General features: G+C 32.5%; 13 protein-coding genes. 10 read left to right on the top strand and 3 right to left on the bottom strand.

Annotated features, from left to right (window positions below; all coding sequences use genetic code 11):
* Nucleotides 1–52 precede the first annotated feature (52 nt).
* A complete protein-coding gene (locus ABEG63_RS04665; protein WP_346583328.1) occupies nucleotides 53–295 on the bottom strand; it encodes a hypothetical protein in 243 nt (80 codons plus the stop codon).
* Nucleotides 296–756: 461 nt separating this feature from the next.
* Here ABEG63_RS04665 and ABEG63_RS04660 point away from each other — a divergent pair, with 461 nt between their 5' ends.
* From ABEG63_RS04660 to ABEG63_RS04615, 10 genes are all read left to right on the top strand, one after another.
* Nucleotides 757–1,155, top strand: coding sequence for a hypothetical protein (locus tag ABEG63_RS04660; protein WP_346583326.1), 399 nt, complete (start codon nucleotides 757–759; stop codon nucleotides 1,153–1,155).
* Nucleotides 1,156–1,158: 3 nt separating this feature from the next.
* Complete coding sequence (locus tag ABEG63_RS04655; RefSeq protein ID WP_346583324.1) at nucleotides 1,159–2,727, top strand: hypothetical protein; 1,569 nt, start codon at nucleotides 1,159–1,161, stop codon at nucleotides 2,725–2,727.
* A 2-nt stretch (nucleotides 2,728–2,729) separates the two neighbouring features.
* Entirely contained in the window at nucleotides 2,730–3,497 is a 768-nt protein-coding gene (locus tag ABEG63_RS04650; RefSeq protein WP_346583322.1) for a leucine-rich repeat domain-containing protein, read from the top strand.
* Between the two features lie 14 nt (nucleotides 3,498–3,511).
* Complete coding sequence (locus ABEG63_RS04645; protein WP_346583320.1) at nucleotides 3,512–4,072, top strand: hypothetical protein; 561 nt, start codon at nucleotides 3,512–3,514, stop codon at nucleotides 4,070–4,072.
* 191 nt (nucleotides 4,073–4,263) lie between these two features.
* Nucleotides 4,264–4,632 carry a hypothetical protein gene (locus tag ABEG63_RS04640; protein ID WP_346583318.1) on the top strand — a complete coding sequence of 123 codons (369 nt, stop codon included), beginning with the start codon at nucleotides 4,264–4,266 and terminating at the stop codon, nucleotides 4,630–4,632.
* A gap of 2 nt (nucleotides 4,633–4,634) precedes the next feature.
* Nucleotides 4,635–5,894: a hypothetical protein gene (locus tag ABEG63_RS04635; protein WP_346583316.1), complete on the top strand. Its 1,260-nt coding sequence runs from the start codon at nucleotides 4,635–4,637 to the stop codon at nucleotides 5,892–5,894.
* A gap of 146 nt (nucleotides 5,895–6,040) precedes the next feature.
* Nucleotides 6,041–6,637 (top strand): hypothetical protein, encoded by a 597-nt coding sequence (locus ABEG63_RS04630; protein ID WP_346583314.1) that lies wholly within the window; start codon nucleotides 6,041–6,043, stop codon nucleotides 6,635–6,637.
* Nucleotide 6,638: 1 nt separating this feature from the next.
* Nucleotides 6,639–7,250, top strand: a complete 612-nt coding sequence (locus ABEG63_RS04625; protein ID WP_346583312.1) for a hypothetical protein — start codon at nucleotides 6,639–6,641, stop codon at nucleotides 7,248–7,250.
* A complete protein-coding gene (locus tag ABEG63_RS04620) occupies nucleotides 7,237–7,503 on the top strand; it encodes a hypothetical protein (protein ID WP_346583308.1) in 267 nt (88 codons plus the stop codon). Before ABEG63_RS04625 ends, ABEG63_RS04620 begins: the two co-directional genes overlap by 14 nt.
* A gap of 178 nt (nucleotides 7,504–7,681) precedes the next feature.
* Nucleotides 7,682–8,185 carry a YdeI/OmpD-associated family protein gene (locus ABEG63_RS04615; protein WP_346583305.1) on the top strand — a complete coding sequence of 168 codons (504 nt, stop codon included), beginning with the start codon at nucleotides 7,682–7,684 and terminating at the stop codon, nucleotides 8,183–8,185.
* A 17-nt stretch (nucleotides 8,186–8,202) separates the two neighbouring features.
* Here the strand turns inward: ABEG63_RS04615 and ABEG63_RS04610 are convergent, their stop codons facing one another.
* Nucleotides 8,203–8,508, bottom strand: coding sequence for a hypothetical protein (locus ABEG63_RS04610; protein ID WP_346583303.1), 306 nt, complete (start codon nucleotides 8,506–8,508; stop codon nucleotides 8,203–8,205).
* Nucleotides 8,509–8,633: 125 nt separating this feature from the next.
* On the bottom strand, nucleotides 8,634–11,726 hold the full coding sequence (locus ABEG63_RS04605) for an amino acid adenylation domain-containing protein (protein WP_346583301.1): 3,093 nt from the start codon (nucleotides 11,724–11,726) through the stop codon (nucleotides 8,634–8,636).
* Between the last annotated feature and the right edge of the window lie 78 nt (nucleotides 11,727–11,804).

Below are 11,804 nucleotides of genomic sequence, written 5' to 3'. Positions count from 1 at the left end.
AAAAAAAAATACTATTAGGTTATTTCTTCTTAGGTTTAGTTATTTACTTGAGCTATATAATTGTATATAATTCAAAATTTGATTTAGGCTTATTTTGTGATTCTAGTACAGAGTGCTTCTCTCTTACAAAGACAATTATTTTTTTCAATTGGTCATTTGCTCTATTTCTAATTTTAGTTTTCAACTTCATAGCTAAGAACAGATATCTTAATGCAAATATTTTATTTGTAGGATTAATTTTTAACATTATTAAATTAGGTTCTGGTTCATCTGTTCCATTTTTATTTGTTTCCAATTTTTTTCTTTTATTAATACCTTTTCAAATTTTGGGTAATGAAAGGTTTAAATCATTACTTATACTTAATATAACACTCTTATTATGTATTTATTTATTTGAGCTTTCAAATATTTCAGAACTTTTTTACTACAATCAAAATTATTCATCAATTGAAAATGTATTTTATATTTTAATATCATTAATGTTTGCATTTAATATTATATTTTCTATTACAAAATATAATAAAAGTATTAAACTTTAGGAAAGTCCTTTTACTATTACTATTGAAAGGAGATATTTTATTCCTGAAATTAGTGAAGAAGTGAGGAGTAATTTCGAATCTCGAAATACAGAAAAATCTTTTGTATTGGAATAAATTATAATGGAAAGAAAGTCAGCGGTTATGCTACGGCAGATAATCGTTATAAAGTGTTTCATTCCCGCATCGGAAACCGTCTGATTATGATGAAACGGGAGATGTGACCCTGGAAAGTCAGAAAGGGCAGACTATTGCAGTTTTCTATGGTGATGGAAATATTGACATTACGGCGCCGAAGAATATTAATATTTCGACGGTAGAGAATGTGAGTATAACTGCCGGAATGAATATTACTTCCAATGCAGGCATGAATATTTCTGAAACTGCAGGGGCAAGCCATAGTAGTTTTGCGGGTGGTATGATGATTCAGAATGCGGTGGCGGATTATTCTTTGATGGCGGCTAATATTATGGAAGTTGCTCAGGGTGAACGAAAATCTAGAGCGAAAGAAGTTACAGATCAATCTCAGGAAAAGAAAGTTATTTCTGAAAAGAAAAATGAAATTCATACTAAAGGTACTTTTGATAATAATAGTGGTGAAAATTCTAAAATGCATTAAGTTATGGCAGGAGGAAAAATTACAAGAATAGTTGGAGGTACAAACAGTATTGAGTGTGAAAGTTGGACAGTATATACTGATGAATTTAAAGCTTATGCAGGAGAATTTAGTCATTTTACCGCAAGTAAAGGCATTATGCTGGGAGAACCTAAAGATTCTCCCAGTTCATATACCTATTTTGAGAAAGCTTGGTGGACTGATAAAGATGGAAAAGAAATAAAAGAAGCAAGGCTTGGAGATAAAGTTCAGTTTCATTTAAAAATGAAAAATATTCAGTCTCCCAAAGGAAAAAAGGTTAACCTAGAACTCCGAGAATGGAATGAATTTAATTTACTTCTTTATCTCTTAAGTTTTGCTAATAAAGAATTAATAGGACATAAAAGCTTGGATGAATATCAAAAGATCAATATTGTAAGTGCTAATGCTGATGGAAAAGTATTAACGGATTGGGCATTGAACGAAAATTCAGAAATTACGATAGATATACTTTTGGATGAAGAGTCTTTATTGAAAATGATTATTAATGATGAAGCACGAGATTTGGAATTCTATTTTAGGTGTAGATATATAGATGATGAAACCAATTTACCCGAAATTGCAGAACTACCTTGGGAAACTTGGAATTATCTTAAAGTGAAACCTAAACCAGTAGTTGAACCAATTATTTTCGTTCATGCTTCAAATGAACATTTATTACCTGCTATTTACTCTGCTAAAGAGGGAAACCCTTGGTATATAGCTCCAATACCAAATGCTATGTATGGTAATAAGTTCAAAACACTTACTAAGCCATATGATAATCCCAATTTAAAAAAGGAACTTACTTTCTTTGAAAAAAATGCTTATAAGATTGCTATTAGAAAATTAGAAAAAGGAAATCTTATCTTTAATACAGGAAAAAAAGGAACGACCTCACGTCTTTATGAGTATAATGTCACTTATATTGACGGGCAGTATAAAGATAAAATATTGATGGGCGTGAATAGAGGAACCGGAGTACGTGGTGAGACCTCTAAAGGTATCAACCAGATAGAAGCACAAGTTCAGCGCGGCTTACCTAATACTATAAAGACAATAGGTGAAATTGCTGGTATTTTTGGAGTACTCTCAGATCTGTCTGCCTTACTTCGTGGGGTAGCAGATCATGAAATTCCAATGCCTTCTATTGTTCCTCCTTTTATAGCAATGGAAGTTAATCGAATGATGAAAGAAAACGATGAGTTTATAATTGAACATTGGAATATAGACCTGCAAAAAGCAATTATCGAGGGCAAAGATTTCACTAAGGATTTTTTAGAAAATAATGATATTAATAGAAGCAAGAATCTAGGTTTCAAAGTTATTGATATGTCAGAAGATGGCATGACAAAAGTTTTGAATAAAGAAATTGATGCTATTAAAGATCTAACAAATTCTAACTCCCCAAAAATGTTAGAATCATTATCTAATATAGGAGAAGGTAACCGAGACTCAGGATTGTTAATTCAATCGATGGAAGGTTTGGATAAGTTTAATAGAATCACAACTTTTCATTATATTCATGCAATATTTGTAAAAGATTTAAAAATTTAACAATGAAGGTTTTGCAATACTTATTTTTTATATTTCCACTATTAATATCGTGTCAGCAATATGATAAGCAGTCCTATGATAAAAATGAAGAAACGTTAAGAGCTTTTCCTCTTTCTGCAAGTGAAATTATTTTTGACAGCTTGTGGGTAAAAAGAGATTCGCTCACCTATTTAAGACTTAAAAACACTCGTAATATATATCTTGCAGATACAGATTCTATTCCAATCTGGATCTCAAATTTCAAACAATTAAAAAGTATCACATCATTTTCAGAACGAAAAAAAATAATTAATATTCCGAATGAAATAGGAAAAAATATTAATCTAACTCATATAGAACTCCCACATAATAATATCACTAGAATACCACCATCTTTATATAATTTAAAAAATTTGGAAAGGTTAAATCTAAGTGATAATAATCTAAAAAATATTGATCCAGAAATAGGAAATTTAAACAAAATAAAAATTATTTTACTTTCAGATAATCAAAATTTACTTAATATTCCTGAAGAGATATGCAACCTTTCAGATTTAGTTAGTTTTCCAATTAATAATACAAGTATATCAGAGCTTCCAAAATGTTTGAAAAATATGCAAAATCTTGAAAGGATTAATATTTCAAAAACACATGTGAAAAATTTTCCTATTGAAATTTTATCGGCTCCAAAGCTAAAAACAGTTCATGCAATGGGAATAAAATTGAATAATTATAGAGAAGTAAAAGATGTTTGTGAGAAGAAAAATATTACTTTTTATTACGACGAGTAAAATTTTCATCGATTATGAAAGATTTTTCTAAAAAACACATCTATTTAAAATTATTTTTCCTGATATTATTCCTATTGGGGCTGTCTTTATTTAGCCTTATTGAAGAAAATATAAGAATTTTGTACATATCAATCCCCTTATTATTTCCTTATATTTTAGTTGTCATTTATGAATATTTTAAAGATAAAAGCATCACAAAAAGGAAAAATGCTCATGATGAAATTTTGACAGAAAAACTTTTAGAAATAGGTATTCCTGTTACTATTAATTTTGAAAAAGGAATAAAAAGTATTGAAGAAAAACATTTTCAAGAAAATGAAAATATTGGAATATTTCGAGAATATTTCTGGCCAATTGAATATCTGTTTGGAAATAGGAGTGAAGAAATATTTACTTTAGTCGAATTAAAATATAAAGTACTAGGAAAAACTTATATCAAAAAGGTAATGTTTCCATTTTCGAAACAGAGTACGATTTCTCTATTAAAATTTCAAAAAACTACAATTCTATTTTATAATGAAGAAAATCCACAGCAATCTATTATTGATCTAAGGTTTATCGATGGATACTTATAGCTGATTCTTCATCTCAAAATGCAGAAAAACCTTTTGTAGTAGGCACGCATTATAATGGAAAGGAGGTAAGTTCTTATCATACAAGTGGGAATGATAAAAAGGTAATTCACACAAGATCAGGAACGAAAATTATCCTGAATGATGGTGAAGGAAGTGTTTTTATTGAAGACCCTAGTGGCAATACCTATCTGATGGACGGACAGGGAAATATTGAGGTGAATGCACCGAATAATATTACTTTTACCGCAGGAAAAAATATGAACATTAATGTGGGACAGAATATGAATACGAATGTAGGAATGAACTCTACAGAAACGGTGGGAATGAACAAATCGGTGGGAGTTGGGATGTTGAGTATGATGACCATAGGAACAGATTTTATCACCAACGTAATGGGCAAAATGGTTGAATATATCACTGGAAATAAAGAAAGTAAGGTTGAGAAAGACAAGCAGACGACAATCAATGGTAAAGGGAGTACTCAATCATCGCAAAACCATGAGTTTCATTCTCAGAAAGAAATTCAGCATAATTCTGCCGAACAATCTAAAAACCATTAATCATGAGTAAAATTACATACATCGGAGGTGATCTGATTGAAGAAATAGGCGGGTCTTACAAGATTTTCGCCAAAGAGGGCTATGAAATAACGTCAGGGAAAGAGATTATTTTTAATGCGAAAGAAGGAATTACCTATGGGGAGCCGGAGTTTCCGCCCATGTCTGAACAGCCCATTAAGATTATCGTACAGTTCAGACCGCATAAAGACTGGAAAGGAGAGTTTGGTTTTGACTGGTTTAGATTGGGAGATACCATGCTTTTTCATGATGTTGCTTTCGAAAGAATTGTCGCTTATCAGTATAGTGATTACGAATTCACTAAAATTGTAGATCATTCAAAACCGGATAATCTGAATATGCATAGCGGACAGTTCAAGCCCGATGAAAAAATGCTGAATGAACTGAAAGCACTGTATAAACCCTATACCATCCCATGGAAAACCACGAAAAATCCTAAGACAGGAAAGGCAAAAGCCGAAGAATATTTCATTCCGTGGTTAAGCATTTTAAAAGATAAAGAGGTGAAAATTACTTTTATCGCGGAGATCAAGGAAGAGGCTGATTATTTAGAGTTTTCTCCATCAGATTATTTTACCTTTACTCCCAACAGAATAGATATTAAGGGCAAAAAAAGTGTAGCTTTAGATGAAGAAAACATTATCATAAAGTGTATTAAAGAATTTGAAAATGACCAGACGATCGAGTTAAAGGCTTTTAAAAAGAATGCTAAAGGAGAAACCATGGAAGCCATAGCTGGAAATATAAGTGTTTGGGCTAATGATATTTCTAAACAGAAGCAAAAAGATGTGGTTTTTGTAAAAATTACAACAAGATTATCTGCAAATTCTCCTAGAGTAACACCAAATATCAATGACGAAAAAGAAAGGATAAATTATTATTTAGAACAAGCCTATATCAAATTATCAGATGTTTCAGATATTATAGAACTCGATTTGGCTAATGATTATAAAAGTTTAAAAGATTTTTCTACAAATGGTGAAATTGACAGAGATAAAATATCAAATGGGCTAGATTTGGAAATTTATTTAAAGACGAAATTAAAAACACAGTATAGTGATAAGTATAATCATCATTTTAAACTATTTTATTTTGGAGAAAGAGGCTATGGGGGAAGAGCTCAAAATCTAGGCGGTTATTCTGCGGATGATGCTGATTTTGTAGTGGTATTTAATGGAGCCGACCAACAGACTGCCACTCATGAGCTTGCATTCTATGGGATTAGCACATACTTTTACCAATAAATATACAGATCCTAAAGCATTATTTACTTATATGTATCAAATGACAGATAATTTAATGGACTATGCGGAATATGAATCTAAAAATAAACGACGTTCACTTTATTATTGGCAATGGAAAATAATTAATAATTCAATACTAAAGTAATATGAAAAAAATAGTGATATTTATTTGGTTAAGTATATTTATACAATGTCAAACACAAAATATAAAGAATACTATAATTGATAGTAGATTTGAAGTGTTTGATAGAAATTTAGATAAAAGTCGGGTTGATAAAATTGACGGCTTAATTCATATTATTTATACGGGAGGCAAAACTGGTTATAGTGAAGTCGGTTATGATACAAATCGTTATTTTATGTATGTGAAAAATTTTTATGCTTCAAAAGGTATAGAAAATAAAGGATGGGCTTTTAATCAAGGAGCTCCTATAGGACTTTGGTATTACTTTGATGAGGATGGAAAATTGATAAAAGAAGAAAATACGGATGAAGGTTATGCTTTTACCCCCGAAAATATTATAAAATATTGTGAACAAAATGGAATTAACCTTTCTAAAGGGTATCACGAAAGAGACGGCTATCAAACCAGTGTCTATAAGAATGAGTTAGATGGCAAAAAAGTTTGGCTAATCTCTTATCTCATTTCTTTCAATAAACAGGACAAAGAAGTAAAGCTTACTTTGGATGGGCAGACGGGAAAGGTAATTAAGAGAGAAGAGTTTCCTTACGATAGTTATTAATATGAACAAAATATTGATATTTCTTTGGCTAAGCATAAATATTCAGTGCCAAACACAAAAAGTAATAATTCCTCAAACAGATAAATTTTTTGAAAAGTTCAACATTGAAAACTTTAATAAGAATGCCGTAAGAGGAATGTTAGAATTACAAAATAACGGTGAAAAATCTCTTCAGGACTTTCAATCACCAGGCTATAGAGAACGAAACTATAATTCAGATTCCTTTTTTAAAACAAATAAGTTTTTTTTTAATAATGGAAATATTGAAAAAAAAGGAGTTCTATTTAATGTGGGATCCCAAGTCGGAATTTGGTATTACTTTGATGAATCAGGAAAGCTCATAAAAGAAGAAAATACAGACGAAGGTTACATTTTTACTCCCGAAGATATTGTAAAATATTGTAAAAAGAATAATATTGAACTTTCTAAAGGATATCATGAAAGCGAAGGCTATCAAACGAGCGTATATAAAAGCGAGCTCAATGGCAAAAAAGTCTGGAAAATCTCTTATCTCATTTCTTTCAATAAACAGGAAAAAGAAGTAGAACTTATCTTGGATGGACAAACAGGAAAGGTGATCAAAAGAGAAGAGTTTCCTTATGATAGCTATTAATATAAAAAAGTTATTAAAATATTCTAGTGTAATAATAACATCTTTTATTCTTGTAAGATTATTGACTGGAATCTACGAAGATGATGAATTTAACGAAAAATATTTTTTCATTAAAAGCTATCCTACTTGGAAGTGGTATTTTTATTCTCCAAGAGGAATGTCAGACCTAAAATTAGAAAATATGTCTAGAGAACAAAAAGAAGAGCAATTAATGTATGATAAAGTTATTCCAGCTAGAGTATTTAGTTTTTAAGTTTTACTAATAAGGTATTAATGAGCATGTGGAGAAATTTTTAAATATTAAAAAAATAAATCCTACAATTTAAATACAACCAGGTGAAAGATTAGAGGGTTGGCTTACAATAATATTTAATAATTTATTTTGTGCTAAAAACCACATAAATCATTGTATATTAGTAAAATGTAAAAAAATGTTGAATTTGAACACTATTAAAAATATGCAACCTCAACCAGCTAATTTCAAAGCCATCATCCAACAAAACAGAGAAATCAATGCTGCGTTTGTAGAATTTCCTTTTTCTACGGAAGAACTATTTGGGAAGAAAGGGCAGGTAAGAATTAAAGCGTTATTTGATAATACGGTTGAATATCGTGGAAGTTTAGCCAAAATGAAATCAGAATGTCATATTTTAGGCTTAACGCAGGATGTCAGAAAGCAATTGGGAAAAACATTTGGTGATGAGGTTTCGGTAAGCCTTATTGAGGATACAGAAGAAAGAATTGTTGAAATTTCGGATGATATTCAATTTATTTTTAATGAAAATCCTGAAGCAAAAGCGCTATTCGACAAAATGAGCTACACGCACAGAAAAGAATATATCCGCTGGATTGAAGAAGCTAAAAAACCTGAAACCAGAGAAAATAGGAAAACAAAAATGATCCAAATGATTTTGGATGGAAAAAAAGGAATTTAAAAACAATAAATAGCTGTTTATAAAAGTCGTAAATCTACTTCAAGATCCTGCTGAACGCCGCCATTTGTAATGGCAATTATGCCGTCGTGATGAGCAATCGTAGCGCCTAAATCATTTCGGGACTCTTTAAAATATCCTTTAGATTCGTAACTCTCATTTCTTTGCCATAGAAATTCTGCGATTAATCCTGTGCTGCTTTCGATCGTTAGAGATTTTAGGGTATTGTTAAAGTCAAACTCCTCGATATTAACGATAAAGCTTTCATGGGCAGCAAATGTTTTTCTAAGAATCTGAATGGGCTGATTGGTATTGATTGTATTCAAGACTGTGGTTTTTCACAAAAATCTTTTTTTAATGCGACAAAACTCGTCGTATTAAAATGGAATATTTAAAAATAAAAAGTTTCGGGGCAGCGAAGCTGCCCCGAAACCCCTCAATAAAAAATCTGCTAAGAAATAGGAATACCCAAATATTTCAAATAAGAATCCAGCAAGTTTTTATCAAATACAGGTTCTTCAATTCCCGAACCCTTCAAAAATTCAATAACATTGGAGCAATCCCAGACATACGTATGCTGATAAAGCTCAACGGTAGACAATCCTTCATGCATATTATCTTTAAACAAACTCGTAAGCGGATACAAACGGTTTTTACTGTCGTGTTCCCATTGTTTTCTCCAGTCTTTGTACGAAAGTGGCTGCAGTTCATGTGGATAATATTCCTTAAGCAACGCAAAAAATTCTTCCAATGTTAAATTCGTTTCCGGACTCGCAATTAAATTAAATTTCTTTCCAATAGCATCTTTATTTTTGGTGATATGTGCCATCGATTTTGTCATATAATCTACGGTGATCAAACCTTCTCTCAACTCCGTTAAAGCAGGATAAGATTTAAACTCAATACAGTTTTTCACCAAACCAGACCACCATTGGTAAGGCGCGCTGGCTCCCGTTTTACTGTGGCACATAGCATAGCCCAAGCGGTACGTGATAAGCGGTAATCCTTCTTTCGCTGCCAGATCGGCGATCGCTTCCATCACATATTTACTTCGTACATATCCAATATCTTTACTCACAGAGATAATATTTTGTTCAATATCATCAGATTCCAGCATTACCTTTTTACCGGTAAAAATATGTCCCCAACTATAAACAGAAATCGTGGAAAGCAGAGCTAAACATTTTGTTCTTTCAGCGCCTGCCAAACGGATAATTTCACGTAATCCTTCCACATTGGGAGCTTTCATATAAGAATAAGGTTCAATAAAATTCACAGAACTTCCTGAATGATAAATGAGATCAATGGTTTGGGCTAAATTTTTAAACTGTTCATTCGAAAATCCAAGAGAAGGCAATGACAAATCTCCCAACACCGGAATGATTCTCGATTTTTGCGAAGGATTTTGAGCAATATTATATTGAACGTAGCATTTTTCAATTTTTTCTAATGCGTGAAATTCATCCTGAGCTCTTACCAAACAGTAAATATCTGCACTGGTAGTATCTAAAAGCTCCTGAACCAAATGAATTCCCACAAAACCTGTAACACCCGTTAAGAATATCACTTTGGGATTTTCGAGCTGTTCAGGATCAAAACCTCCGGCGAAAACCGTTCCCGGATTCAGATAAACATCATTTTGAAGTTCTACATACGGTTCCATATCTTCTACAGGAAGCGCTTCTCTTTCTTCTTTTGCTCGGGCAATTAATAAATCAGATAAATGCTGAAGCACAGGATATTGATAAATATCTCTCATATAAACTTTTACATCCAGCTTTTCCTGCATTGCAGTGGCAACAATGGCTACATACAATGAATTTCCGTCAATATCAAAAAAATTATCTGAAATATTAATAACAGGCCGTTCCAGTTCTTCAGCCCAAATATCAGCGATAATTCGTTCGGTTTCATTAGTCGGAGGTTCGTGGGAAACAAGTTCTTTAGCTTGCTGATCTGCCAAATTTTTCAGCATCTGAACGTCTGTTTTTCCGTTCGCTGTAAGTGGAATTTTTTCAATGAAAACAATTTGTGTAGGAATCATATATCCTGGCAGTTCTTCTTTTAATTGATTTCTTATGATGGTAATGTCTTTTTCTACCCTTTCTTTTAACACCACAAAAGCCACCAAGTATTTATTTCCTGAATGATCTTTGGTGATTACCGCAGCGTCTTTCACTTCATTTAATTGAGAAATCGTACGTTCCACTTCACCCAATTCAACTCTGAAACCTCTAATTTTCACCTGATTGTCGATTCTTCCCAAGAATTCAATATCTCCGTTGGCAGACCATCGTACCAAATCTCCTGTGCGGTAAATTTTTTCATTCTCGTTAAAAGGATTGACAACAAATTTCGCAGAGGTCAGTTCTTCATTATTCAGATAGCCTTTAGCCAGCAACGTACCTCCAATAAACAATTCTCCCGTAGCACCAATAGGCAAAAGTTCCATTTTTTCACCTAAAATATAAGCTTGCGCATTCGCAATAGGTTTTCCTATGGTAGAAACATATTCACCGTTTACATCTTTTATTTTTTTGAAAGTGGAATAAACCGTGCATTCGGTAGGACCGTAATAATCGATTAATTCATAGCTTAATCCGTCTGTAAGAACGGGTTTTAATTTTTCTCCAGCAGTGAAAAGATATTGCAAGGGAAGATCGTCATATTTTCTGGTTGCCTCCACAAAAGCTGGCGCCAAAACTGTGGGCACAAAACCATGAGTAATTTCGTTTTTACGATAAAAATTAATTAAAGCAGCTACTTCAATGCGCTCTTCACTGTCTGCAATGAAAAGTGTTGCTCCCGAAGTAAGGGCAGACCAAACTTCCCAAACGGAAATATCGAATGCTAAACCTGCGATTAAGGTTAATTTTGATTGATGATTTACCTTAAAATAATCATTATGCCAAGTCACCAAATGCTGAACGCTATGATGGGTGACCATCACCCCTTTCGGATTTCCCGTAGAACCTGAGGTGTAAATGATATACGCCAACGCATCATGATGAATAATCGGCTCCGGACGTAACGTTGAATAATCTTTTACATCATCGAATGTATTGAAAAAAAACTTTGGAGTAGCTGGCGATAATTGTCGGCCTAAGTTTTCATTCGTAATAATAAGTTCTGCCTGGGTATCCGAAAGAATAAATTCCACACGTTTTACAGGATAAGCCGGATCTATCGGAACATAGGCGGCTCCGGTTTTCAAAATTCCAACGATGGCAACAATCCACTCCAACGAGCGATCCAGCCATACCGGAACAAAGGAACCTTCCTGAACACCTTTGGAAATAAGAGCATTGGCAATCTGATTGCTAATTTCATCCAATTCCTGATAGGTTATTTTCTGATCTTTAAAAACGGCAGCTTCATTAGTTTTATATAAACCTACCTGTGCGTAAAAAAGCGAAATCAATGTACTCTCATGAGGATAGTTCCATGAAGTATTATTAAACTCTTGTAATAGTTTTTCTCTGTCTTGCTGAGATAGCGAAATGGCAGAACCAAATGACAGTTCTGAGGAAGTTGTGTTTGGCATTTTAATTAATATTTTGATTGTTAAAAATGGTCATAAGAGATAGTCTTTCACCAAATAATAGCGAAAGTAAAAGATCTA

The organism is Chryseobacterium sp. C39-AII1, from assembly GCF_039672645.1.
GTDB lineage: Bacteria > Bacteroidota > Bacteroidia > Flavobacteriales > Weeksellaceae > Chryseobacterium.
Note: the sequence above shows the minus strand (reverse complement) of the source record. Positions and strands in the feature narration are given on the sequence as shown.

Bases quoted from the DNA above. Each gene is read 5' to 3' on its own strand.
- ABEG63_RS04640 (WP_346583318.1), top strand. From the start codon at position 4,264: ATGGACGGACAGGGAAATATTGAGGTGAATGCACCGAATAATATTACT.
- ABEG63_RS04630 (WP_346583314.1), top strand. From the start codon at position 6,041: ATGAAAAAAATAGTGATATTTATTTGGTTAAGTATATTTATACAATGT.
- ABEG63_RS04620 (WP_346583308.1), top strand. From the start codon at position 7,237: ATGATAGCTATTAATATAAAAAAGTTATTAAAATATTCTAGTGTAATA.
- ABEG63_RS04615 (WP_346583305.1), top strand. From the start codon at position 7,682: ATGTTGAATTTGAACACTATTAAAAATATGCAACCTCAACCAGCTAAT.
- ABEG63_RS04650 (WP_346583322.1), top strand. From the start codon at position 2,730: ATGAAGGTTTTGCAATACTTATTTTTTATATTTCCACTATTAATATCG.
- ABEG63_RS04625 (WP_346583312.1), top strand. From the start codon at position 6,639: ATGAACAAAATATTGATATTTCTTTGGCTAAGCATAAATATTCAGTGC.
- ABEG63_RS04635 (WP_346583316.1), top strand. From the start codon at position 4,635: ATGAGTAAAATTACATACATCGGAGGTGATCTGATTGAAGAAATAGGC.
- ABEG63_RS04655 (WP_346583324.1), top strand. From the start codon at position 1,159: ATGGCAGGAGGAAAAATTACAAGAATAGTTGGAGGTACAAACAGTATT.
- ABEG63_RS04605 (WP_346583301.1), bottom strand. From the start codon at position 11,726: ATGCCAAACACAACTTCCTCAGAACTGTCATTTGGTTCTGCCATTTCG.
- ABEG63_RS04645 (WP_346583320.1), top strand. From the start codon at position 3,512: ATGAAAGATTTTTCTAAAAAACACATCTATTTAAAATTATTTTTCCTG.